The sequence below is a fragment of the Arthrobacter terricola genome (assembly GCF_004354015.1).
GTDB classification, from domain to species: domain Bacteria; phylum Actinomycetota; class Actinomycetes; order Actinomycetales; family Micrococcaceae; genus Arthrobacter; species Arthrobacter terricola.
Window position 1 is genome coordinate 126,112 of sequence record NZ_SMRU01000006.1, and the last position, 24,657, is coordinate 150,768.

Annotated in this window: 21 protein-coding genes; 10 read left to right on the plus strand and 11 right to left on the minus strand. The window is 64.0% G+C overall.

The features are described from left to right. Positions 1 to 83: 83 nt before the first annotated feature. Complete coding sequence (locus E1809_RS06795) at positions 84 to 1,283, minus strand: amidohydrolase (RefSeq protein WP_205754119.1); 1,200 nt, start codon at positions 1,281 to 1,283, stop codon at positions 84 to 86. Next, positions 1,280 to 2,698 (minus strand): MFS transporter, encoded by a 1,419-nt coding sequence (locus E1809_RS06800; RefSeq protein WP_133203461.1) that lies wholly within the window; start codon positions 2,696 to 2,698, stop codon positions 1,280 to 1,282. The genes E1809_RS06795 and E1809_RS06800 overlap by 4 nt, the downstream gene beginning before the upstream one ends. Positions 2,699 to 2,833: 135 nt before the next feature. Between E1809_RS06800 and E1809_RS06805 the strand changes: the two genes are divergently transcribed. After that, positions 2,834 to 3,835: an Lrp/AsnC family transcriptional regulator gene (locus tag E1809_RS06805; RefSeq protein WP_165962234.1), complete on the plus strand. Its 1,002-nt coding sequence runs from the start codon at positions 2,834 to 2,836 to the stop codon at positions 3,833 to 3,835. A 313-nt stretch (positions 3,836 to 4,148) separates the two neighbouring features. Beyond that, positions 4,149 to 7,055: an aminotransferase class I/II-fold pyridoxal phosphate-dependent enzyme gene (locus E1809_RS06810; RefSeq protein ID WP_308166815.1), complete on the plus strand. Its 2,907-nt coding sequence runs from the start codon at positions 4,149 to 4,151 to the stop codon at positions 7,053 to 7,055. Positions 7,056 to 7,066: 11 nt separating this feature from the next. On the opposite strand, the gene E1809_RS06815 is transcribed toward E1809_RS06810, so the two are convergent. After that, the gene (locus tag E1809_RS06815) at positions 7,067 to 7,459 is read right to left on the minus strand and encodes a DUF1304 domain-containing protein (RefSeq protein WP_133203463.1); all 393 of its coding nucleotides are present in this window, start codon (positions 7,457 to 7,459) and stop codon (positions 7,067 to 7,069) included. 152 nt (positions 7,460 to 7,611) lie between these two features. Here E1809_RS06815 and E1809_RS06820 point away from each other — a divergent pair, with 152 nt between their 5' ends. The 3 genes from E1809_RS06820 to E1809_RS06830 all read left to right on the plus strand — a co-directional run bounded on the left by E1809_RS06820 (position 7,612) and on the right by E1809_RS06830 (position 9,542). Further along, positions 7,612 to 8,436 carry an alpha/beta fold hydrolase gene (locus E1809_RS06820; protein WP_133203464.1) on the plus strand — a complete coding sequence of 275 codons (825 nt, stop codon included), beginning with the start codon at positions 7,612 to 7,614 and terminating at the stop codon, positions 8,434 to 8,436. A gap of 28 nt (positions 8,437 to 8,464) precedes the next feature. Continuing rightward, positions 8,465 to 9,166: a FadR/GntR family transcriptional regulator gene (locus E1809_RS06825; protein WP_133203465.1), complete on the plus strand. Its 702-nt coding sequence runs from the start codon at positions 8,465 to 8,467 to the stop codon at positions 9,164 to 9,166. Between the two features lie 166 nt (positions 9,167 to 9,332). Beyond that, complete coding sequence (locus E1809_RS06830) at positions 9,333 to 9,542, plus strand: dodecin (protein ID WP_133203466.1); 210 nt, start codon at positions 9,333 to 9,335, stop codon at positions 9,540 to 9,542. Between the two features lie 70 nt (positions 9,543 to 9,612). On the opposite strand, the gene E1809_RS06835 is transcribed toward E1809_RS06830, so the two are convergent. The 6 genes from E1809_RS06835 to speB all read right to left on the minus strand — a co-directional run bounded on the left by E1809_RS06835 (position 9,613) and on the right by speB (position 15,608). Then, positions 9,613 to 9,885 (minus strand): hypothetical protein, encoded by a 273-nt coding sequence (locus E1809_RS06835; protein WP_133203467.1) that lies wholly within the window; start codon positions 9,883 to 9,885, stop codon positions 9,613 to 9,615. Next, on the minus strand, positions 9,882 to 10,085 hold the full coding sequence (locus E1809_RS06840; RefSeq protein ID WP_133203468.1) for a hypothetical protein: 204 nt from the start codon (positions 10,083 to 10,085) through the stop codon (positions 9,882 to 9,884). Before E1809_RS06840 ends, E1809_RS06835 begins: the two co-directional genes overlap by 4 nt. Positions 10,086 to 10,296: 211 nt before the next feature. After that, complete coding sequence (locus E1809_RS06845; RefSeq protein WP_133203469.1) at positions 10,297 to 11,592, minus strand: D-arabinono-1,4-lactone oxidase; 1,296 nt, start codon at positions 11,590 to 11,592, stop codon at positions 10,297 to 10,299. A 28-nt stretch (positions 11,593 to 11,620) separates the two neighbouring features. Continuing rightward, positions 11,621 to 13,138 (minus strand): aldehyde dehydrogenase family protein, encoded by a 1,518-nt coding sequence (locus E1809_RS06850; protein WP_205754120.1) that lies wholly within the window; start codon positions 13,136 to 13,138, stop codon positions 11,621 to 11,623. An 11-nt stretch (positions 13,139 to 13,149) separates the two neighbouring features. Beyond that, positions 13,150 to 14,607 carry a purine-cytosine permease family protein gene (locus tag E1809_RS06855; protein WP_133203470.1) on the minus strand — a complete coding sequence of 486 codons (1,458 nt, stop codon included), beginning with the start codon at positions 14,605 to 14,607 and terminating at the stop codon, positions 13,150 to 13,152. After that, positions 14,604 to 15,608, minus strand: coding sequence for an agmatinase (gene speB, locus E1809_RS06860; protein WP_133203471.1), 1,005 nt, complete (start codon positions 15,606 to 15,608; stop codon positions 14,604 to 14,606). The genes E1809_RS06855 and speB overlap by 4 nt, the downstream gene beginning before the upstream one ends. Positions 15,609 to 15,840: 232 nt before the next feature. Here speB and E1809_RS06865 point away from each other — a divergent pair, with 232 nt between their 5' ends. From E1809_RS06865 to E1809_RS06885, 5 genes are all read left to right on the plus strand, one after another. After that, complete coding sequence (locus E1809_RS06865; protein ID WP_133203472.1) at positions 15,841 to 17,340, plus strand: PucR family transcriptional regulator; 1,500 nt, start codon at positions 15,841 to 15,843, stop codon at positions 17,338 to 17,340. 61 nt (positions 17,341 to 17,401) lie between these two features. Continuing rightward, positions 17,402 to 18,247 (plus strand): aldo/keto reductase, encoded by an 846-nt coding sequence (locus E1809_RS06870; protein WP_133203473.1) that lies wholly within the window; start codon positions 17,402 to 17,404, stop codon positions 18,245 to 18,247. A 32-nt stretch (positions 18,248 to 18,279) separates the two neighbouring features. Continuing rightward, positions 18,280 to 19,251 carry an aldo/keto reductase gene (locus tag E1809_RS06875; protein WP_133203474.1) on the plus strand — a complete coding sequence of 324 codons (972 nt, stop codon included), beginning with the start codon at positions 18,280 to 18,282 and terminating at the stop codon, positions 19,249 to 19,251. 49 nt (positions 19,252 to 19,300) lie between these two features. Next, positions 19,301 to 20,131 (plus strand): aldo/keto reductase, encoded by an 831-nt coding sequence (locus tag E1809_RS06880; protein ID WP_133203475.1) that lies wholly within the window; start codon positions 19,301 to 19,303, stop codon positions 20,129 to 20,131. Positions 20,132 to 20,194: 63 nt separating this feature from the next. Next, positions 20,195 to 21,262 carry a lactonase family protein gene (locus E1809_RS06885; RefSeq protein ID WP_205754121.1) on the plus strand — a complete coding sequence of 356 codons (1,068 nt, stop codon included), beginning with the start codon at positions 20,195 to 20,197 and terminating at the stop codon, positions 21,260 to 21,262. A gap of 19 nt (positions 21,263 to 21,281) precedes the next feature. Here the strand turns inward: E1809_RS06885 and malQ are convergent, their stop codons facing one another. Both malQ and E1809_RS06895 read right to left on the minus strand, forming a co-directional pair. Beyond that, positions 21,282 to 23,489, minus strand: a complete 2,208-nt coding sequence (gene malQ, locus E1809_RS06890; RefSeq protein WP_133203476.1) for a 4-alpha-glucanotransferase — start codon at positions 23,487 to 23,489, stop codon at positions 21,282 to 21,284. Positions 23,490 to 23,616: 127 nt separating this feature from the next. Then, positions 23,617 to 24,636, minus strand: a complete 1,020-nt coding sequence (locus tag E1809_RS06895; RefSeq protein ID WP_133203477.1) for a PHP domain-containing protein — start codon at positions 24,634 to 24,636, stop codon at positions 23,617 to 23,619. Positions 24,637 to 24,657 lie beyond the last annotated feature (21 nt).

The window sequence follows — 24,657 nt, forward strand, 5'->3', positions numbered from 1 at the left end:
GGTGCCGAGTCCATTCTCTGTCCGATCGGCGGCGGAGCCAAGGCGGTCGGTGGGTCCAGTGTGGTGGGCGCCCCGCCACCTCCTCACCCCTTCACTAAGCGCTCCCTTTGGCACGGGTCGCTCGCTGCCGCGCTTGCTGCCATCGCCAGTCCGAAGGCACCATCCAACACGGCCCGGTCGGCGGAGGCGGATGAACCGTGGGCAGCGAATTCTGCGGTGTGATGGGCTGCCCCGCCAACGTCATAGCCGAGCATGGGATGGATGCTCGGAACCATCTGCGAAACGTTGCCCATGTCCGTCGACGCCACTGGTTCGTTGTTGAATGCCACGGCCCTCCCCCTCGTCAGCATGGCGTCCCGATACGCCTCGGACAGGTATTGGTCCTGTTTGAGTTCGGCATAGGCATTGCCCGTGGGAGTGACCTTGAGGGTGCAGCCGCTGGCGAGCGCACCCGCGTCCAGGCAGCGGCGGACCCGTTCCTCGATGACGCGCAGGTCCTTGAGGCTCGGCGAGCGCATTTCGACGCTTGCCCGGGTCCGTTCCGGGATGACGTTGACGGCGCTCCCGCCCTCGGTGACGATCAGCGAAACAATTGAGCCGGTCGGAAGTTGCTGCCTGGCCAGGGCTACGGCCGTCTGCGCGACGACGAGCGCGTCGAGGGCGTTGATCCCCTCGAACGGCGCGGCGGCGGCATGCGCCGGGCGTCCCTCGTAAAGCACGTCCCACATCCCCATCGCAAGCGATGTTCCCCCGATCACGTCTTCGGCTGCGGCGTGGGCCATCATGGCGAAGCAGACATCGCGGAAGAAACCGTCGTCCATGAGATCGACCTTGCCCCCACGGGATTCCTCGGCCGGAGTGCCCAGGACCTTGACGGTGATCCCGAGATCGTCGGCGACGGATGCTAGCGCGAGCGCCGCCCCCACCGCGCTGGCAGCATTCACATTGTGCCCGCAAGCATGTCCGATGTCGGGAAGTGCGTCGTATTCAACACACAGCGCCACCACCAGTTCACCCGTTCCGAATCGCGCGCTGAAGGACGCCGGCAGCCGCGGTTGGGGCTCGTCAAAGCTGAAGCCGGCGGTCCTCAGCAGTCGGCTCACCCGCTTGGCGGCGCGGAACTCCTGCCCGCTGAGTTCAGGGTCTGCGTGGATGGCGTGGCTAAGTCCCAGGATGTCGGGCTCCCAGCGTTCCAGCGCTGCGGAAATACAGCGTTCGACGGCGGTCGCGGACAGCGATTCAGCGTTACCTGCCGTGGCACCCACCGCAGCCGGGGCCCTCACGCGCGCACCGCCGTCGTACGCTTCTTGGGGTAACGGGCGGCCGAGACGGCGGCGACGAGCGCCGCGCAGGCGAGCGCAATCCAGATCGACATCAATCCGCCCTCGCTGATGTGTCCGGACTGTTCGAACGACGAAGAAATGAGCTTCACGACGGCGGCGCCCACCGCGATGCCGACCGACAGAGCGAGCTCGTTGAGGCCGGCCGCCGTGGCGGTCTCCTCCAAAGGGACGCCTTCGACCGACAGCGCACGGGTGCCCGCTTGGTACATGCCAAGGCTCAGGTTGAACAACGCGAATCCGGTGCAGTATCCGGCCAGCGATCCGTGCGCCATTGCCATGGTCAGGAAGCCGCCGGCGAGCAGCAGTCCAGCGAGAACCAGGGTGGCACGCTCGCCAAACAGTCGGAGCGCCCTCGAGGTCAAGAGTGAGGACACGAGCGAAAGCACCGACGCCGCAGCGAGAACCACCGCGATCATCAACGGACTCATTCCGAATCCGTATCCCGTCTTGTCCGGGTTGGAGTGGAGGAAAATGTCGTTGGTCCCGAAATAGCCAATGGACGCGAAACCGAAGAAGAACGTGGCCATGGAGACGGTGCGGATTCGCGGGACGGCGAGCATGCGAAGGTCCATGAAGCGCTTCGTGGCGCCGGACCGGGCATCGAACACCACCCAGGCCGCCAACAGCGCAAGGCCCAGCACTCCGGCAACGATCGTCTTGGCGTCGAGCCAGCCCCACTCCGGGCCCATCGAAAGAGCCACCACGAAGCCAATCAACCCGAGGGAACATGCCAGAAGCGGCACCACGGCGAGCCCTTCGCGGGTGGGCGTGCCGGCGTCGGGCAGGACAAAGGAACACAACAGCGCGACGACGGCGAACGGCACCGCCACCCAGAAACCGAGGGTCGGATTGTCGACTCCGATGATGCCGGCCAGCAACCCTCCGGCGCCCACCATGATCATGAGCATGCCGATCATCACGCTCACCCCGGTGCGGGTGTGCGAGGGGTTGCTCACGCGCAGAATGCCCATCATGAGCGGAATGAACCCAACGACGCACGTCAGCATCACGACGCCGGCTGTCACCGTCCACAACGACGGCCACAGCGCCATCATGATCACGCCCGCGGCGACTACCGCCGTCGACCAACGCAGCACCAAACGGTAGCCGTAGCTATCGCCGAGCCGGGAAATGATCGGTGTGAGCACGGCAAAACTGACGTTGGAGATGAGGAAGATGCCGTTGATGGTGGGGTCGTCGATCGAGAAGCTTGGTCCCAGCGCGGGGAGGATGGGGTTCAAGTATCCCTGGGTGACGCCACTAAGCGATTCGATAAGCGCCATCGCCACGATCATTCCGGCGATGGTCCGTCGCGCGACGGGCGCGATGGTTGGCGGGGCTGTCTTGCTTTCCATGGGTGGTTCCTTGCGTGTGTCGGGGGTGGGCTATTTGGGGGGGTGATGCGAGTCACAACGCTAGGGTCGTCATCTAGACTTGAGGCGAATTTGTTCAAAATCATCTGGAGCAGGGGAAATTTGAAGGAATCGTCCATGATCTCGGAAACAGACCTTGAAATCGTGAATGCCTTGCAAATCAATCCGCGAGCCGATTGGAGCCGGGTTGGCGATGTCCTCGGCTTATCCGGCCCCACGGTTGCCCGGCGTTGGACCGCCCTCGCCGAGGAGGGCTTGGCGTGGATCACTCCTGCCCCGGGAGCGCGGTATCTGAACGCCGGGTGGTCAGCATTCATCAGCATGTCGTCGATCCCGGGCGAGCAGGAGGCGTTGATCCAGAGGCTGTGCGCGGAACCGGCCTTCGGCACGGTGTCCCTCGTGTCCGGCTCCCATGACCTCTTCGTGGATTGTTTCGCCACGAGCCACGAAGAACTCACGGACATAGTCACCGGGTCTTTCGCCGCACTGCCCGGGCTCACCCACCGCGAGGTCGTTTTCGTGACCAAGCTGTACCGGCAGGCCTCGGATTGGCGCAGCGGAACGTTGGAACCGGCGAGGGCCCGGCTGATGTCGGCCGAACCGCTGCCTGCTCCCGCGGCTTACGCTCCGGACCGGCTGGATGCGGCCCTTCTGGCCGCGTTGGCGCGGGATGGCCGGGCGAGTTGGGCGGAGCTTGGCGCCTCGTGCGGGGTCTCACCACAGACGGCCCGACGGCGGGTGGAACGGTTCCTCGCGGCCGGCTACATGACGCTGAGGTGCGATACCGCCGCCCCAGTCCAGCAGGGGCTCAGGGAAGTGAGCCTGATCCTGAACGTGCCCGCGCACCAGGTTGACGCCGTCGGGCGCTATTTTGCAGCCCTCCCGAACTGCCGGCTCAGCGCACAAGTGCTTGGAGCCCAAAACCTGTTGGTCACTCTCTGGGTGCGCGACTATTTGGAAGTGCAAGGCCATGAACGCGAACTGGCGGAACGGGCGCCGGGGAGCGTCGTGATTTCCAGGCAGGCGGTGGTGCGCAACTACAAACGGCTCGGCCACGTGCTCGACGAGTCGGGCCGGAGCCGCAGCGTGGTCCCCCTGCCGCTGTGGCGCGAGGGATAAGCGCCCGAATCCATCCACACGCCCGCTCACCTATGACCGGGTTTCCCTCGACGCCCGCTCACATCCGATCGGAAAATCAACGACCGTCGCCCACATGATCTGCACAGGCATCCGCCAAAAACCCACCAAACGTGAGCGAGCGTCCGCCAAAAACCCACCAAACGTGAGCAAGCGTCGGAGTAGAGAAACGACGCCGGGACATCCCACGGGTCGCATCTGGAACCCCAGACTGCAACTCGCGCAACAGCCGTGCCCGAACGGGAACCCCCGCGTTTAGTAGATAGTGCTATCAATCCATGACAAAGGAGTCATTGTGGCACGCGCCGATTTCGCGACGACAGTGCAGTCAGCCCCTTCCCACCTCGTTCCGGGCCTTCGCCATCCAGCCGGGCCGATCCTGGCGCCACAAGCCCCGGCGCCACAAGCGTCGGGACCGGGACCGGCACCAGTGCCGAGGCCGAACCGGCATCCAAGCACCGATGATTCAGCCGCGAGCGACATTCCTCCCAGCGCTTGGCGGATCCGCGCTGACGCCTGGGAGTTCCTGGGATACGCCGTCAAACAGATCGGCGCCGCAACCCCATCCGACGCCGCAATACATCGGAACAATCTGCCCCGGGAGATCCGCCGCTTGCTCCCGATGCTCGAAGCCCTCGAAATGTACTGGGCATCTCCGGGCCAGGCCCACGTTGCCGAGGTACGTCGCAACCTCGAGTCCGGAGACCACTCCGAGGCGCTGGCCCTGATCGAGCCGGTTGCCCGTCGGGTCGCCGGCCATCACGCGGCGGAGCCCACGGCCGAGACGGAACGCGAAGGCGACCGCCCGGAGGAACCGGTCGAGGCCAAGAAACGGTTCGAAGTCCTTGTGATCGACGACGTGTCCCCGGCAGACCGCGAAGCCTTCCAAACGGAACTGCTCAACCAACGGCGCCCGGCCGATGCCTTCCACTACGAATTGGTCTTCGTGCCAAGCTTCGAAGATGCCGTCGTCGCGATTCTTTTGAACCCCGACATCCAGGCGTGCGTTTTGCGGCCCGGATTCGTAGCCAAGAGCAAGCAGCGACTCAGCCGGGACCTGCATAAGTTCCTCGATGGTTTTTTGGGGAAAGCCCTCCCCCAACGCCCGCTCGACCGGATCCTGTCCCTGGCCGCCAAACTTGGCCAGCTCCGCCCCGAGCTGGATCTCTACCTGGTGGCCGGCGTCGGCATCGAGGAACTCGCCGGTTCACTGACGCGCCAGTTCCGCAGGATCTTCCGCCGCCAGGACGGCTTGGAGCTTCATTTGTCGCTGTTGGCGGGGGTCGCGGAACGCTTCGAGGCGCCGTTTTTCCACGCGGTCCAGCAGTACAGCCGCAAACCGGCGGGCGTCTTCCACGCGCTGCCGGTGTCCAGGGGCGGCTCCGTCATCCATTCGAAGTGGATCAACGATCTGGGCGAGTTCTACGGCCTGAACCTCCTTCTTGCTGAAACCTCTGCCACGTCCGGCGGGCTCGATTCGCTGCTGGATCCCCACGGCTCCCTCAAACAGGCGCAAAAGTTGGCAGCGCGGGCGTTCGGCGCGCAGAAGTCGTTCTTCGTGACCAACGGGACCTCGACGGCGAACAAGATCGTGCACCAGTCGATCGTGGCTCCCGGCGACGTTGTCCTGGTTGACCGGAATTGCCACAAGTCGCACCACTACGCCCTCATGCTGGCCGGGGCGCAGGTTTCCTACCTCGATGCCTATCCGCTCAACGAGTTCTCGTTCTACGGCGCAGTTCCACTCGAGAGCATCAAACGGACTTTGCTGGATTACCGGCGCGCGGGCAGGCTCCACGAGGTCAAGATGCTTGCCCTGACGAATTGCACCTTCGACGGGATCGTGTACGACGTCGAGCGGGTCATGGAAGAGTGCCTCGCCATCAAACCGGACTTGGTGTTCCTTTGGGACGAGGCTTGGTTCGCTTTCGCGGCCTTCCACCACATCTACCGCCGCCGGACGGCCATGGCTTCAGCGCGCTCGCTCGAGGCGAAGTTCGCGGATCCGGCTTACGCGGCCCGTTACGCCGGGCATCTGCGCGAATTGGGCGCGCCAGCGGACGGCGGCGACCACGGCGGAAACGTGCCCGACGGCGGGAAGTCGCGTTCCGGCGTCGGGCACGTCAGCGATGAGGTGCTGCTGAAGACGCGGCTGCTGCCCGACCCGTCGAAGGCGCGCGTGCGGGTCTACTCGACCCAATCGACCCACAAAACCCTGACGTCGCTGCGCCAAGGTTCCATGATCCACATCCATGACCAGGACTTCGGACAGCTCAACGAAGAGAGCTTCCGCGAGGCGTACATGACGCACACGTCCACCTCGCCGAACTACCAGATCCTGGCCTCTCTGGACATGGGACGCCGCCAGGTCGAGTTCGAAGGCTACGAACTCGTGCAGCGGCAGGCCGATCTCGCCGTGAGCATCGCGCAGGCAGTGGCGCGGCATCCCCTGTTGAAAAAGTACTTCCGGGTCCTTGGAACCACCGACCTCATTCCCTCCCAATACCGTGAAACCAAGCGCCAGATGCCACTGCGCGACGGCTTGGCCGCGATGGCGGAAGCCTGGGAAAAGGACGAGTTCGTTCTCGACCCGAGCCGGCTGACCCTGCACATCGGCCTCACGGGCGTGGACGGCGACACCTTCAAGCACGACTACCTGATGGACAAGCACGGAATCCAGGTCAACAAAACGTCGCGGAACAGCGTGCTTTTCATGACCAACATCGGGACATCGAGAAGTGCGGTGGCCTATCTCGTGGAGGTGCTCGTCAAGCTCGCCGAGACGTTCGAGGACGAACAATCCGGACTCGGCGGTCGTGGTCGGCAGGCACGCCGCGCCCGTGTGGCCACCCTGACCAGCGCCCCGCCTCCGCTGCCCGACTTCAGCCGTTTCGCCGCGCGTTTCCGGGTGGATGGGCAGACTCCCGACGGCAACATGCGGGACGCGTACTTCGAGAGCTACAAGCCCGGTGCCTGCGAGTATTTCAGCGCCGACGAGCTTGCGCGGCGGGTCGCGGCCGGAGAGGAAATGGTCTCGGCGGCGTTCGTCACCCCGTACCCGCCCGGATTCCCCGTGCTCGTTCCGGGCCAGGTGATCACGGAGGAGATCCTCTCGTTCATGTCGGCCTTGGACACGCGCGAGATCCACGGATTCAATCCGGAACTGGGTTTCAGGGTGCTGACGGGCGGGAGCGCCGCCTAAAGCGCCCCGGCTCAGCCGAGTGCCACGGCCAGAATACCGAGCACGACGGCGAGCAACGGCGTCGTACCTTGAAGAACCGCGGCGCGGAGGTACTTTTTGCCGCTCAAGGCGAGCACAAGGGCCGCCAGCAACATGGATCCGCAGGAACTGAACACAAGGGTCCACCCGACCTGGGTGTGCCCAAGCATGACAAAGACAATTCCCGCGAGCGCGCCGACAGCGAGGAAGAGGTTGTAGAAACCCTGGTTGTAGGCAAGGGGTTTGGTGGTCTCGGCGTCGGCCTGCGAGGTGAGGCTGAAGCGCTTCCACGTGGCAGGACGGGTCCAGGTTATGGATTCCATGCTGAAGATGTAGACGTGCAGCAGGCCGGCGAGGAGGGCAAACAGAAGGGAGACCACGGTCATGTGCCGATCCTACTGGGAGTTTGTGTACAGATGATGCCCCTTAAAAGCGCTCTTAACGGGCGCTCTTAACGGGTGTTATCTGTACACAAACTCCGGGGTTAAGGGGTGCGTTTGGTGGGTACGCGTGTGTCAACCGTCACTATGCTTGGCGCATGCTTGAAGAGCCTTCCGGAATCGCGGAACTGCACGTGGACCGCCGGCGCCCGGCACCTTCGGCGAGTACGACGGCGGCACTCACCCGCCAGCCGCCCGTCTTGTTGGTGCATGGCTGGGCGTCCACGGTCGCCTACTGGGAGCCGCTCGCCGCCGAACTCCTCGACGAGGGCTTTGAGGTGTGGATCCCGGAACTGCCCGGCTACCACCCCGGCGAAGCACTGCCCGAAGGATTCGCGTGGACGCTGGAATCGGCGGCCGCGTCGATAGCTGCGATCGCCGCCGAATACCCTTCGCCCGTCCATGTCGCGGGCCACTCCCTCGGCGGCAGCGTGGCACTGACCTTGTCCGCCAACTACCCGGGCCTGGTAGCCAGCGTGGCCCTGATCGGCATGGTCCCCGCACCGCCAAACCAAGGTTTCAAGTCCATGCTCGAGGCCCAATTGGAACAAGGCTTCATTGACGACGCCACGCGTGCCAAATGCATGAAAGCCTGGTTCGGACCGTTGGCTCCAGACGAGGAAAGGCTCCTTGGCGAAGGCTTCAACCTGCCATTCGACGTCCTCGGTCCCAGCGGCCTCGCGGCGATGGCCGGGGTGGCAGCGGATGTCCCCAATAAGGTGACGGCGCCAACGCTGGTGATTGCCGGCGTCGGGGACCGGGTGCGTTCACTCGACCAAGCGGAATCCTTCGTGGCAGCCAGCCCGGGGCGGCAACTCGTGGCAATCCCGGACGCCGGTCACAGCGTCCACTGGGAGCAGCCGCACGCTTGCGCGGAGGCGCTCGGCGCGTTCTGGCGGGAAACCTCGCCGCCTCCAGCGTAAAATGTCAGACATCTAAGATCGGAGCACCATGGCACGCAAGTCGCTGGTCGGCCTCGTAGCCGACGAGCTGCTGGACCGCATCGTCGCGGGCGAATTTCCGCCGGGCACCGTGGTTCCCGGCGAACTCGAGTTGAGCGCGAAGCACGAAGTCAGCCGCATGACCGTGCGCGAAGCAATGAAAACCCTCGAAGCCCAGCGGATCCTCAGCGTGGAACGCGGCCGCGGAACGTTCGTCAATCCGCTCAGCCGCTGGGAATCCCTTGAGGCGGTGTTGCGCGCGGCGTCGGAGGGAAAGAACGACGGCGCCGTGGCTGTGCAACTCATCGAACTGCGCCGCATGCTCGAGACAGGCGCCTGCGAACTCGCCGCATCCCGGGTTTCGCCCGAGGACATCGAACAGCTGCGAGCCCAAGTCTCGGCGATGCAGGACGCCTACGATTCCAACGATGTAACCGCTTTCGTCAAAGCCGACCTCGCGTTCCACGACGTCATCCTCCATGCCTCGGGAAATGTCTTCGTGGCCGTCTTGTTCGAACCCCTGCACCGCGTCCTGGAAACCCGTCGCACGCAGACCTCGCAGATTCCGGACATCCAGAAACACGCCATCGCCCACCACCGGAACATCCTGGAAGCCCTCGAAGCCCGCGACACCCGCCGCGCCCGCCTGGCCATGGACGCCCACATGCAACAAACCCTGGACGACCTCAGAAGCTACGTCCTGGACGCTTAACCGAACGCCCGCTCACCCGCCATCGTCGAACCACTGCGCGCCCCCTAGTCCGCCGCCGTCGTCTGGGCTAGTCTGCTTTCACGGCCTGCCGGGCCCGCAGTTCAGGCGTCGGAGAGTTCAGGTCAAGCAGCAGTTCAGGCATGAAGGACGATCATGAGGAGCAAGAATGGCTGACCACACATATAGCGTTTCCGAAATCGTCGGAACCTCGTCCGAGGGCATCGACGCCGCGATCAAGAACGGCGTTTCGGCCGCACACCAGACCCTCCGCAACCTCGACTGGTTCGAGGTCAAGGAAATCCGCGGCCATCTCAACGAAGGTGAAATCGCGGACTGGCAAGTCACGATGAAAATCGGCTTCCGCCTGGAACGCTAAAGACTTAAACGGACGATGGCCGCCAGTCCTCCTGTGGAAGGACTGGCGGCCATCTGTTGCGAGGCTGGACTCACCCGCGGGTCCAGACTTGGACGGGGTCACCGCCACAGAGGAGTCGCCGGCCACGGCCGACGAAATCGATCCACAGGAATTCGTGATCGCTGGAGACTTCGTCCACCAGCCCGGCGTCGAATCCCCACGAGTCTTCGTGGATCCAAACTGATTCGCCGGGGCTGAGTTCGCGCCATTTCGACGGCGGCAGCTGCCGTGAGGCTTCTGCGGGTCGCCGTTGCGGCGTCGTAGAGCGGCTCGGACCCCAGGGGCCCAAGATCTCCGAACTCATCGGGATCCGGCAACCAGGAATTGGCGGCGCCAGACAGTTGCCGCGCCATTGTGGGTGGGGAATACGTGGCCTTCGAAGAACGTGTGCACAATGTGCGGTTCGCCTTCGGGGCTCCATTGGCCCGAGGCGGGGCAGTGCGAGCCGGTGGAGCCCGTGGACGCGGCGGATGCACGTTCCCTCAGCAGTGCGATGCGTTTCATCGTTGAATTCCATCCTTGGTAATGCGAAAAGGTCTGGACTCAGCGTAATCGGAAATCAAAAGCCAAAAAATGGATGGTTGGCTAGGATCACCCAGATTCGTTATGCAGTCGTACAGTGATTTTAAGGCCTTGCGGCGATTGCGATCACAAAAGCCGGCATCCATGGCGGATGCCGGCTTTCGTTGCCTTGCTAAGTCACCGGGTTCAGGCCTCAACCAAACAGGGCCCGCGTGTGGTCATTGAGGAACATGCCCCGCGGATCGAACTCCCGGCGCACTTGGATGAAAGTGTCCAACTCCGGGTAGAGGCGCTCCAAACGGCTCCTGGTCATGAAGTGGATCTTCCCCCAATGCGCACGCGGCTCGAATTCCTGGAGTACGGCGTCGGCGTCCCGGAAGAACTGCCAGTAGTCGGTCCCCGGCTTCGTGGTCAGGGTAACCACCGTGGTGTCGCGCCCTTGGAATTGGGACATGTAACCTTCGTCGGCCTTCACCCAGCGGATCTCCACCGGGTATTTCTGATCGGGGTGCTTGGTCCGGATCAGGTCCTGAATGGCTTCGACGGCGGCCAGCCCGTCTTCAGTGCGGACGAAGTATTCGAGTTCGTGGAACTGTGTGGTGAACCCGCCCGGGTAGATGCGGTAGGAGCGATCCAGCCGGGAGCCCTCCGTGGTCGAAATCTGGCGTTCGTCCTGGATGGTGGCCACGTTGTACCGCTTGGTGTAGCTGCGGTTCGCCATGCTTTGGTCCGGCGAGCCCGGAAGGTCCAGCAGTTCGCACGAATCGTCTTCCGGACACCAGAGAAACGAGTAGTGCCGGTTCCGGTCGATGTCGGACTGCCACGTCGCGGTGGTCTCCTCCCACGTTGGATACGTGATTTGTTCCTGCAAGTAGTAGCGGTCTTCAACGGCCAACTCGACTTCGAGGAAGATTCCGAGGGTTCCCAAGGCTACCTGGGCGGCCCTGAGTTCACGAAGCTGCCCCTCGCCAATTTCGACGATTTCACCGTAGCCGTTGATCAACTTCACCCAGCGAAGGTTCGACGAGAAACTGCCCAGGTTTTTCCCGGAACCGTGGGTGCTCGTTGAGAGGGCGCCCGCGATCTGCTGTTTGTCGATGTCGCCTTGGTTGCCCAAGGCCAGTCCTTGCTCCCACAAGGGATCGCCGAACGCATTGATGGTGGTGCCCGCCAAGGCACGGGCCCGACGTCGGACGCGGTCAGTTCCGGTAATCGCCGAAAGGGCGGACATGTCCATCAGGACCCCACCTGTCTGGACCAGCGGCGAGGACGAGTGTCCCGAGCCGACCGCCCGCACAGGCAAGCCCTCGCGGATGGCGAAACGGACGGCGTCGAGCGCTTCTTGTTCGGTCCGCGGCCGGACCGTGAAGGCGGGCGTCGCGCTTTGGTTGCCGCCCCAGTTGGTCCAGGTAACGTCGGTTCCGAAAGGGATCGAAGGAGTGGCCGCACGTTCCGGGGACCCGAGGCGGTGGAGGTTGCTGGTGGTCATTGCTGGACTCCGATGCTTGTCTGGATGCTCATGCGCCGTGGTTGATCATCACGTGCTTGGTCCGGGAGTAATCGTCGAGGGCATAGATGGAGAGGTCGCGGCCGTAGCCGGATCCCTTGAAGCCGCCCCACGGCACCTCACAGGCCAGCACCAGATGTGAGTTGACCCAGACCGTGCCGAAATCGAGCTGTTTGGGAATCTTGAGCGAGAGGCTCGAATCCCGCGTCCATACCGACGCGGACAGTCCGTAGGGACTCTCGTTTGCACGGGTCACGGCTTCTTCGGGGGAGCTGAAGGTCTCTACTGTGACCACGGGACCAAAGATTTCGTGTGTTGCGATGGGTGCGCCCGCCGGAACGTCGGTGATGACAGTGGGTTCGATGAAGAAGCCCGGGCCCTCAAGGGCGGACCCTCCGATTGCCACGTTCAGTCCCGCGTCCTTGGCTTCCAGGAGCGATTCCTTGACGCGCTCAAAGTGCGGGCGCGAAATCATGGGCCCGATCTCCACATCGCCGCCTGCCTCCGGCGAACCAACCACCAAAGTACTGACTTCATCCACCAGGTATCCGGTGAACTCCTCGGCAACCGACTCGTGTACCAGGACCCGGCAGGCGGCTCCGCAGTCCTGCCCGGCATTCCAGAACCCGGCGTTTCGCACGCCGGCGGCGGCAGCGCGAAGGTCGGCATCGGGAAAGACCACCACGGGCGCCTTGCCGCCAAGCTCCAGGTGCACGCGCTTGACTGACTTGGCAGCCGTAGCCGCGACAGCCTGTCCGCTGGCGACGCTCCCGGTCAGGGCGAGCAATGCGACGGCCGGATGTTCGGAAAGCCGCTGGCCGACTGTTCGCCCCTGTCCAGTCACGACGTTGAGAATGCCGTCCGGAATGCGCCCGGCGAGCAATTCCGCGAGCTTGAGCGTACTGAGCGGCGTCTGCTCGGAGGGCTTGAGGACGATGCTGTTTCCAGCAGCCAGGATAGGCGCGATCTTCCACGCGGCCATGAGCAGCGGGTAGTTCCATGGGGTAATGACACCCACCACGCCCACCGGTTCCCGGAGGATCACCGAAGTATGTCCGGTTGCGTAATCCCCGCCTGCCATTGAGGTCAGCGCGCGGGAAGCGCCGGCCATGAACCGGAAGGTGTCAATGGTGCTGGTGACATCGTCTTCAGCGACGGCTCCCGGCTTTCCGGTATTGGCTGACTCGATGGCCTCAAAGGCCTCCCGGTTTGCCTCGATGATGTCCGCGATGAGGTACAACACCTCGGACCGTTCCTTCGGCGTTGTGGTGCCCCAGGTCTTCTGGGCTGCGACGGCGGCTTCAATGGCAACGTCTGCGTCTTCGGCTGTTCCGGCGGGCACCGTCGCGATGACCTGCTCAGTGGCGGGATCTACGACGTCGATGAACTCGCCTGAGGAACCCGAAACGAACGAGCCGCCAATGAAGTGGCCGGCGGGTGGCAATACGGCGGCAAGGCGCTCATTCCCCGGGCTGTTGTCCGCGGCGGCCCGCCGGACGGTGAACTGTACGGTGTTGGAGACTGTCATGACTTTCGCTTTCAGACGAGGTCGGTCGCGAGGACCGGGGTGTGGACGGGGGCGGGATCGGACTTCTTCCGGAAGATCCGTGCCGAGAAGTAGTAGAGCGGGGCAACAACCAGCAGGCCGACGAGCCAGGAGATGTCCACTCCACCCATCGCGGCAGCGACGGGACCGGTGAAGATCGCGGTTGCCGAGAACGGAACCTGGATCAGTGCGCCTGCTATGTATGCGCCGATGGCGACCCAATTGAACCGTCCGTACACACCGCCGTCGCGCTTGAAGAAGTCCTCAACCCGGTAGTCGCCGTGGCGGAGAAGGTAATAGTCCACCAGGTTGATGGCTGTCCACGGGACCAGGACGTACATGAGGAAGGAGAGGAAGTTCGTGTAGAAGAGGATGAAGTTGTCACGGGCGAACAATGCGATCAGGAGGGCAAGCAGGAAGATGATGATGGCCCCGATGGTCCGGGTCTTGGCGCGCGGCAACCAGCTTGGCTTGAATGTCTGCCCAATGGTGAGGGTGCACAGGACACCGCAATAAAGGTTCATCGCGTTGGACGCGGCCACGCCGAGGCAGAAGATTCCAATGACCGCGATGGTCCACGGCTGGAGCATTGCTCCGATGCTGCCGACAATATCGACGCTGGCTGCGTCGTGGCCGAACGCGACGGCGAGTGTCCCCACCAACGCACCCAGGATCATGGGGAACAGCGTTCCCAGGACGCAGCCCGAGTATGAAGCCCAGAAAGCCGGAGCCGAGCCGGTTCCTTGGGGCATGTAGCGGGAGTAGTCCGAGACGTACGGCGCATACGCGAGTTGCCATAAGGCGGAGACCGAGATGGTGCCCATGAAGCCGGCCCAGTTGAAGTTTCCTTGGTCCAGGAAAGTCGACGGCAATCCGTGGACGAGCAGGATCCACGCAAAGGCGAGCAGGAGGGCCACGCCGGCCACCACGCTCAAGAAGCGGGCGTAGGCGTGGATGAGCCGGTAGCCGAAAATCGTGGCAACCACGCTTACGATGCCGATGATAATGATGCCTCCGTCGACGCTGACCACCGGACTCACTGCGGCCATGGCTTCGCCGCCGAAGACGAGGTTCGCTGCGAAGAATCCGACGTACATGATGACTACGATCGCGACAATCAGGAGCGCCCCGAACGAGCCGAACTGGCCGCGCGTCTGGATCATCTGTGCCACGCCCAATTGCGGGCCCTGGGCGGAATGGAGCGCCATGAAAACGCCGCCGACGATGTTTCCGATGATGATTCCGACAATTGCCGGCACGAAGTTGAGGCCGAACACCGTGGTGGCGAGGCCGCCCGTCACGATGGTCATGATCATGATGTTGGAACCGAACCAGATGGTGAAGAGGTCCCGGGCTTTTCCGTGGCGTTCGTCCGCCGGGATGGGCTGGATGGTCTTGTCCTCCAGCCGTGGCACTTCGGTGGCGGCAGCGGGGTTGCTTCGCGTGGTCATGACGCGGTCCAAGAAGCTGTTTGCAATTCGCGGGCAGCGGTGGCAGGGGCCTTGCCGCGGTTCACCATGAGCGCGAGCAGGTCGAAGACGAGGGTAGCCGCAGCCACCGTGGTGATGTCGGCGTGGTCGTAGGCGGGTGCGACTTCGACGACGTCGGCACCCACGATGTTGATGCCGTCCAGCCCGCGGAGCAGCGCAAGGAGTTCGCGGGAGTGGAGCCCTCCCATCTCAGGAGTCCCGGTGCCGGGAGCGTACGACGGGTCCAGGACGTCGATGTCGATGGAGACGTAGACCGGGGTGTCGCCGAGACGCTCCTTGACCTTCTCAATTGCTGCCGGAACGCCGATGACGTCCAAGTCGGAACAACGGATGATCTGGAATCCGAATTCGTGGTCGCGGAGGAAATCGTTACGGTCATAAACCGGCCCGCGGATGCCGACATGCATGGACTTGTCTTCCACCAGCAGGCCTTCCTCGAAGGCCCTCCGGAAGATGGTCCCGTGGGTGATGGGCTGGTCGAAGTATGTGTCCCAGGTATCGAGGTGTGCGTCGAAGTGCAACAGCGCCACCGGCCCGTGGACCGTGTTCAGCGCCCGCAGCATCGGAAGGGCGATGGTGTGGTCACCGCCGATCGAGATGAGCTTCTTGTCCTCGCTGATCAGCGGAAGCGCCTGCTCCTCGATTTCGCGGACTGCCCGGGTGATGTCATACGGCGTGCAGGCGATGTCTCCGGCGTCCACGACCTGGACTTCATAGACGGGCTCAACGTCCAATTCGGGGTGGTACCCGGGACGCAGGAGCCGCGAAGCCTCGCGAACCGCCGCCGGACCAAAGCGGGCGCCTGGGCGGAAGGAGGTTCCGCCGTCGAACGGTACGCCGACGATCGCAATGTCGTAGTCCGGGACGCGATCGATTTGGGGCAATCTGGCGAACGTGCCGAGACCCGCGTAGCGCGGTACTTTGGTCGCGTCGACGGGGCCAATTGGCTGGTGCGTTGTCATGCCGGAATCCTTCGTTTGCTTCGCTGCCTGGCGTCTTCGTCGGCGGCGTTTCGGTGGTCGGGTGGGGTTGGAGGTTGAGTGCTCGCCGTTGAGCGGGAAGTAAGTAATCCAATTCTTGGTGACGCCGATCACTTCGTATAGCGGTAGATTGACTACAAATGGCCGAGGCGCTTATACAAATGTCTAAGCGCTGCGAGGCAGGCCGAAAAACCAAGGCTGGGAGCGCAATTCCATGACAATCACCGTTGCCGAGCTCATCGCGGAGCCCCAACTGGGCCTCACGCTGATGGCCGGATCAGCAGGCAGCGGGAACCGGATCACATGGGCGCATACATCCGATTTGCCCAGGCTTTGGGAATGGGTCACCGGCGGCGAGCTGATGATGACAAACGGCCTGTCCATCCCGGCGGACGCGCCGGGCCAAGTGGAGCTCGCCCAAGCGCTGGTGGATGCGGGGGCGAGCGCGTTGGCCATCGGCGAAAAGATGCACGCCCCGCCGTTGCAGCCCGAATTCCTCGAAGCTTGCGAGCGGCTCCCGCTTCCGCTGATCAATGTGCCGTACCCGCTTCCATTCATTGCGATCGCGCGAACGGTGGCCGAATCCTCCCTGCTGGAAGAATCGCGGCGCCTGCGCCAAACGGCCCGGATCTACGACCTGCTCCGGACCACAGGATCTTCCGAGGACCAACTACAAGGCCTCATCCGCGGGCTTTCGGCCGAACTCGATGCGGACCTGTTCGTGGTGGACCGGCGGTGCCTGCATCCATGGCATCCGGACGGCCAACCGTTGCCGGTGTTCCTCCAGGCGGAATTGACCCCCCTGACCGGCCGACTGTCCTTGGCTGGAAAGAAGTTCCAGTGGCATCGGCTCCGCGAGCGGCACGTGCTGATGATGGATATTCCGACCCACCCCAACGCCCTGCTGCTTGTGCTGCCAAAGAGCGATCCGCACCCTGACGCCGTCGTACTCCTGCACGCGGCGACCGTGCTGGGACTTGAGCTCTCACGAAAAGTCATGTCCCTTGAAAGCAGGCACCGGCTGGCGAGCGAATTCCTCTTGCAAGCCGTGGACGGACGCCTGGGAACAGCGGAACTGGAGAGCCGCCTTGCGGCTTTCGGTGTTGCGCCGCAGGCTTTCGTGGTTGCTTCCATAGCAGCCGACGACGGCGAGCGGCTGGCGAACGTCCACACGGAACTGTGGCGCCACGGTTTTCCGGCCGCGTGCCTCCAACGCTTCAACACTCTTCATGTGGCGGTAGCCGCGAACGTGACGGACGACGCCTTGGTCCACTGCGCAGGGCCCGAGACTCGAATCGGCGTCAGCTCGCCAACATCCGCGGGCGGCATCCAGCGCGCCTTGCAGGAATCCCTCTGGGCGCTCGGCTCTGCCAAGGGCAATGCCATGAGGCTGGCCCGTTACGCGGAGGGACCTTCCTGGTTGGGGCTGACGAGTTTCGAGGAAGGGACGGCGCTGGTCGAACGGCTGCTCGGTCCGATCTTCGCGTACGAACAGAGCCAGGAAGGCGACTTGCTCGTGACATTGAGGACCTATCTGGACACCCAAAGATCATGGCAAAAAACAGCTTCGGCACTTTTCGCGCATCGCCAAACCGTCATTTACCGAATCCGCAAAATCAGCGAATTGACGGGGCTGGATATGACCGAAACGTCAACATTGGCCCAGCTCTGGTTCGCCCTGCAGATCCACGAGGCCATGCATGCCGCACGCTAAACCCCAGAGTTTGTGTATAGGCTCGAGAGAGCAATCCCCCCTCGCGACGAAAGGGCCGGACATGTCCAACTCCCGAAATTCCTCCGTACCAAGGCTCGTCCTGAACAACTCGGTCACCATCCCGCAGCTCGGTTTCGGAGTATTCCAGGTTCCGCCCGCCGAAACCCAGAAGGCTGTGGAAGCCGCACTGGAAGCCGGCTACCGGCACATCGACACGGCCGCCGCGTATAGGAACGAATCGGGCGTCGGTGCGGCCATCAGAGCCTCGGGCATCGCGCGCGAAGAACTCTTCATCACCACCAAATTACGCAACGGCGAACAGGGCCAGGCCGCCGCCGCGTTCGACAACAGCCGCCGCGAACTCGGCCTCGACGTCATCGACCTCTACTTGATCCACTGGCCGGTTCCCTCCCAAGGCCTCTTCGTGGACGCGTGGAAAGCCCTCGAAAAGATCCATTCCGACGGCGGCGCGCGGGCAATCGGCGTCTCCAACTTCCTGACGGACCACCTCCGCACCCTCCTGGACTCGGCCGAAGTCGTTCCGGCGGTCAACCAGATCGAACTGCACCCCACCTTCCAACAAACTGAGGTTGCCGCCAAGAGCCGCTCGCACGGGATTGCCGTCGAGGCGTACAGTCCACTCGGGCAGGGGTCGGACCTGAACGAACCGGCCGTCACCGAGGTGGCAGCGAAGCGTGGCGTGACTCCCGGGCAGGTCGTCCTGGCGTGGCACCTCGCCAGCGGAAACATCGTGATTCCCAAGTCGGTCCACCCGGAGCGGATCCGGCAGAACCTCGAGGCGGCATCGTTGCAGCTCACCTCAAGCGAACTGGCAGCGATCAGCGCGCTCGACGGCGGTGCGCGCATCGGCGCCGATCCCGCCGTCGCGTCGTTCAGCCAAATGTAGAAACCGCCAACAGGAAGCGAAGGAACCAGGCAATGCAATACACCCAGTTAGGCCGTTCGGGCCTGAAAGTTTCCCGTTTGTGCCTCGGAACCATGAATTTCGGCCCGCAGACCGAAGAATCCGTTGCGCACTCCATCATGGATTCAGCCGTCGATTCCGGAATCAACTTCGTGGACACCGCCAATGTCTACGGCGGAGCCAAGCATCGCGGTTGGACCGAGGAAATCATCGGGCGTTGGTTTGCCCAAGGCGGCGAGCGCCGGGAACGCGTTGTCCTCGCCACCAAGCTCTACGGGACCATGACCGATCGACCCAACGAATCCAAGTTGTCCGCGCTCAACATCCGGCGGGCCCTCGATTCCAGTTTGAAGCGCCTGCAGACCGACTACATCGATGTCTACCAGTTCCACCACGTCGACCGGAACACTCCGTGGGATGAGATCTGGCAGGCGATCGAAGTCGCGGTCCAGCAGGGCAAGATCCTGTATTCCGGCAGCAGCAACTTCGCCGGTTGGCACATCGCACAGGCCCAGGAGGCAGCGGCCCGGCGTAACTACAACGGGCTCGTGAGCGAGCAGTCCATCTACAACCTGCTCACGCGGAACCTCGAGCTGGAGGTCATCCCGGCGGCGCAGCAATACGGACTTGGGTTGATCCCGTGGTCGCCGCTTCACGGCGGTTTGCTGGGTGGCGTCTTGAAGAAAGAGCGCGACGGCGTCCGGCGCCTTGAGGGGCGCGCCGCCGAAACGCTAAAGAAGCACGAGGAGCAAATCCGCGCCTACGAGGACCTGGTCGACGACCTCGGGCATGAGCCGGGAGATGTGGCCTTGGCCTGGCTGTTGCACCAACCGGCCGTGACCGCTCCGATTGTGGGGCCGCGCACCCAGGAACAACTGGATGCCGCCATCCGGGCTTTGGACGTGGCACTCGATGCCGACGCCCTTAAGCGGATCGACGCCATCTTCCCGGGACACCGCACAGCCCCCGAGGACTACGCCTGGTGAAGCCCGTGGCACCCTGTGCAAACAGCTGCTGATAGGAAAGACTTCCGGTATGGATTCTGCACCCTTGATCAAGCTCAACGACGGCCACGCCATTCCGCAGATCGGCCTCGGAACCTGGCCCCTCGACGACGCCGAGGTCGCAACGGCAGTGGCGTCCGCCGTCGAGCTCGGCTACCGCCACGTCGATACGGCAGTGCGCTACGGTAACGAAGCCGGCGTCGGGCAGGGCGTCCGGGACAGCGGCATCGCGCGCGAAGACATTTTCATCACCACCAAACTGGACGGTCCCTTCCAAGGCCGGGATCGCGCCGTCGGAGGCTTGGACGACTCGCTGGAAAGGCTTGGCCTCGATTACGTCGACCTGCTGCTGATCCACTGGCCGCTGCCCCAACGCGACGAGTACGTTTCAACGTGGAAGACGTTCGAGCGCCTTCAGGCCGCGGGGAAGGTACGCTCGATCGGCGTGTCCAACTTCAAGCCCTCGCACCTCGAACGGCTGATGGAAGAGACCTCGATTGTGCCGGCCCTCAACCAGATCCAGGTCTCGCCGTCGATCACCCGCATTGACTCGCGCGCGTTCCATGACAGCCACGGCATCGCCACCGAGTCGTATAGTCCGTTGGGTGCCGGACGGGACTTGCTCAACGCCCCGATTTTGGGGCGGATCGCCAAGAAGCACGGGAAGACGGCCGGGCAGGTGGTCCTTCGCTGGCATGTCCAACAGGGCCTGGTGGCGATCCCCAAGTCGGCCAATCCCCAGCGGATGAAGGAGAATCTGGACGTCTTCACTTTCCAGCTCGACGACGAAGACCTCTCCGCAATTGCCACTTTGGACGCGGGAGCCGACGCGGGTGTCGACTCCGACGTGGACGGCCACTAAACAGGTCCGCGTCACTTGCGGCAGCGGTCGCCGCGAAATTCACACAACAACTTTAGGGATGGCATGGCGGCGAACACTGGCGAAGCACTCATCTGGGTAGGCACCTATACGGCGGACAGCAACGGTCAGGGGGAAGGTATCACGGCCATCGCGGCCGCCACGGACGGGACCCTCACGTGGCTGGGCACCGCTGCGGAAGCACCATCGCCGTCGTTCGTTGCCGTCCACCCGAGCCTTCCCGTGGTGTATGCGGTAGGCGAGGCCGCCCAGACTGTCCGCGCGTACCGGCGGAACGGCGAATTCGGCCTGGAGCCTTTGGGCGGGTCTTGGTCCGCCGGCGCCGCTGTGTGTCACGTCGCCGTCGATCCGGACGGCCGGTTCATTGTGGTGGCCTGCTGGGGCGACGGGAACGTCATCCTGTACGGACTGGACGACGACGGCGGCATCACCTCGCGCTTCGTGGCCGCGCCGGCGAAAGATCCCCACGCTGGAGAGGAAGGAGCGGTGGACATCGCTACCGGCGGCGTGCGCGTGAGCCGGGCCCATGCGAGCCTCATGCTCGACGACGGCAGGATCATGACTACCGACCTTGGCTTCGACCTGGTGCGGGTCTGGAACTACTTTCCGGATTCCGGGCTGCTCCTGGACCACGAGGTAGCCCTTCCGCTCGGGAGCGGGCCGCGGCATCTCGTCCAGCATCCTTCCAGCGCCGTGTTCATCGTGACGGAATACTCCATCGAGGTCGCCGTGCTCCTGCCCGGTGCTGACGGCCGCTTTGCGATCTCAGGCCGTGGCCCTGCAAGCGAAGGCGGCGCCGTCGACGGCGATGCTGCGGCCGAGATTGTACTGTCGCAGGACGCTCGCTTCGTCTATACCGGGATCCGCGGTTCCAACCGGATCTGCGTTCTGGCGGTGGAAGGCAGCGGAACCCGGCTCCGTCCCGTGGTGGACGTTCCCAGCGGGGGAAATTGGCCGAGGCACCACATTGTCACCGACGGCTGGCTGCATGTTGCGCACGAGCGTTCCCATCAGGTCACCACGTTCGCATTGGACCCGACCACGGGCATCCCCGGTGAGGTTCAGGGGCAGTTGAGCGTCGGCTCACCCACTGCGCTGATCCCGGCCGGCTGACCGGGACCAGGCAAAACGCCTACTTCCGGACTGCCTCGTCAACGGCCGCGAGCAAGGCGTTGAACCGCGGGTTGGCATGGAGATCGTCGATGAGCACTGCGCGGCCGTTCTCGTCCGCCAGCGGTACTTGCCAGTTAGGGTAGACCTCCGAAGTAGTCCCCGGCTGGTTTTGCACCCGCCGCTCCCCTACCGCGTCCACCAGCGCCACGCCCAGCAGGACCGACGGCGCCTGTGCCAGAAGCCGGTGCAGGGCCTGGATGACTTCCGCTTCGCCGGCGTCGGGAGTGAGCAGGCCGCGCTCACGGAGCATGTCCATCATCTTCTCCAAGGACGCCTCATGCTCGGCCCGCTCTTCCGCCACGCTTCGCTCAAGCAAGCCAAGCTCTCCACGGAGGTCCACATGGTCCCCCGCGAGGTAGCCGGCGGTCGGCGGGAGGTCGTGGGTATTGACGCTGGCGAGCGCCTGTGTCCGGTACCGTTCCGGCGCAAGGGGCGCGTCGCCGTCGTTCTCAAACCACAAGATCGAGGTACCCAGGATTCCGCGGGCCGCGAGGTAGTCCCGCACCCAGGGCTCGAAGACCCCCAAGTCTTCGCCGATTACTACGGCGCCCGCGCGGTGGGCTTCCAGCGCGAGGATCCCGATGAGTGCTTCATGGTCGTAGCGGACGTACGCGCCGTCGCTCGCGGAATTCCCGGCAGGAATCCACCACAAACGGAAAAGCCCCAGGATGTGGTCCACGCGAATGCCGCCGGCGTGGCGCAGCACAGTGGAGAGCATCGCGCGCAAGGGTGCGTAGCCAGCCTCGGCCAGGCGCACAGGATGCCACGGCGGCTGGTTCCAGTTCTGGCCGAGCTGGTTGTACATGTCCGGCGGCGCGCCCACGCTCACGCCGTGCGCGAAGCTGTCCCGGAGGTTCCAGGCATCGGCGCTGCTGAGGTCCGCGCCGACGGCGAGATCATGGACTACGCCCAGGCGCATGCCCGATCGCCGCGCTGCTGCCTGGGCTGATTCGAGTTGTTGGTCGCAAATCCACTGAAGCCAACGGTGGAAGGCAATCCGGCCCGCCAAAGCCTGGCGCATCGATTCGACCCTCGCCGAACCGGCCACGACTTCCGGATCCTGCCAGATCGGGTCCTCAGCCGCGTGGTCTTCGCGGATGGCGCACCACAGCGCGAAATCATCCAAGCCCGAACCGGCTTCCCGGCAGAATTCATCGAACGCGCGTTGGCGGGCAGGTGAAAGCCGGACCGAGTGAAGGAGCTCCAGCGCTGCCAGTTTGGCACTGAAGATCGGGTCCCGGTCCAAGCGGTCCGGGTTCTTGTTGAGCGCGTGGACCTGGTCCAGCAGGCGATCCACAGCGGCACGCTTCCGTGGCTTGACATATGCCAACTCGGGAATTTCTTCAATCCGAATATATATGGGGTTGAAGAAGCGCCTGGTCGAGGGGGAATACGGCGAAGCCTGGATGGGAGGCACGGGATCCGCGGCGTGCAGGGGGTTCACCAGGACGTAATCGGCGCCGCGTGCTCCAGCCAGGGCTGCCAAGTCCGCGAGGTCGGCGAAGTCCCCGATTCCCCAGGAACGCTTCGAGCGGACGGAGTACAACTGCGTCGCGATTCCCCAACCGCGCCGTTCCTCCAGCTGGGCCGCCGTTTGCAATTTTGCCGGAACCACGGCGAGTACTGTGGTGGCCAAGACGCCGTCGGACTCCGCCGTGAGCGAGTGGTAGCCGAGCGGCAGGCCCGCGGGGATCTCGAACGCGGCCTGGCCGGTTCGAACGCCATCGACGTCCCGGGCAGGCGCCCAATCCTCTTGCTGGACCGCCGCGAGTTCCGTGCCGTCCTCCAGCGTGATGGTCAGGCTTACGGAAGATCCGTCGCGCACATGGACATGTACCGCGGTCGCGCTTCCTTCCTGGAGCACGACGGCGGGCGGCAGCATCCGCCGCCACGGAGCCAGTTCCACGTCCACCAACGCGGCTTCGATCTGCTCATTCGAGTCCGCGGCTACACCGAGCGCAGCCAGCACCTGCACCAGGGTCCTGGGAGAAACATCGTGCTGGAGGCCGTCCCAACCATGGAAGGAGGTCCCGACGCCGTGGGCATCCGCGAGCCGTTGAAGCAGTTCCCCGTTGATTTCCGAAGCGTCCCCCGGCGCTTGACTGCCTGTGTCTTGCCTGGCGGCGTCGTGTCTCGGGGTGTCCTGCTGGGTGGGAGTGTAGGTCATGTCCGCCTCGTCCTTGATGTGTTTCGTCCGAAGGTGCATACCGCCCCGCGTGCTTCCCGTGCGAGGCAACTGGTTCCGATTATTGCAGGGCATCCCAACGCCTGCTCACGTATGACACCCCCAGCCCCTATTGCTTTGAGCGGAGCCACTGCTCGAGCCGCTCGAGCGGCCACGTGGTGACGATCCGTTCGGCCGGTATGCCGTTGGCTTCGGCCCGTTCCGCGCCGTACTGCAGGAAGTCGAGTTGACCGGGAGCATGCGCATCGCTGTCAATGCTGAAGAGGCAACCGCTGTCCACCGCGATCATGATCAGTTCGTCCGGCGGGTCCTGACGCTCCGGACGGGAATTGATTTCGACGGCGACGCCGTGCTCCGCGCACGATTCGAACACCTTCTTCGCGTCGAATTCCGACGGCGGCCGGGTTCCCCGCGAGCCCTGGACCAATCGTCCAGTGCAGTGTCCGAGGACGTTGGTATGGGGATCCTCCACCGCCCGAAGCATTCGCCTGGTCATCGTCCGTCTGTCAGAGCGGAGCTTCGAATGGACACTGGCGACCACCACGTCAAGCCTCCGGAGAAGCTCAGGGATTTGGTCCAGCTCGCCGCCCTCGAGGATGTCCACCTCGATTCCGGTCAGCAGCCTGAAATCGGGCGAGTCCTGGTTGAGGTCCTCGACGATGTCGATTTGCTTCGTCAAGCGCTCGGCGCTGAGTCCGTTGGCGATGGTGAGGTTGGGCGAATGGTCTGTCAGCGCGAGGTATTCGCGCCCGAGCGTCCGTGCCGCGGCAGCCATGGCCTCAATCGGCGAGCCGCCGTCGGACCAATTGCTGTGGCTGTGCAGGTCTCCCCGGATCTCCGCGGCCAGGGCGCGGCCGCCGTTTGCGAGCGGTTCGGCGCCACGCTGCCGGAGGTTCTCCAAATAGTCGGGGACTTTGCCTTCGACGGCCTGGCTAATGACCTCGAAGGTACGGTTGCCGATTCCCTTGCTCCGTTTGAGGCGGCCATCCCTGACCCGTTCAGCGAGTTCCTCGGCCGACAGGCCAGCGATGACGCCCGCGGCACGGCGGAAGGCCTGCACCTTGAAGCTGTCGGCAAGTTCGCGTTCCAGCCAGAAGGCGGTTTCGTTGAGCGCATCTTTGGCGTCCATGGCTCCATCATGCCCCCCGAG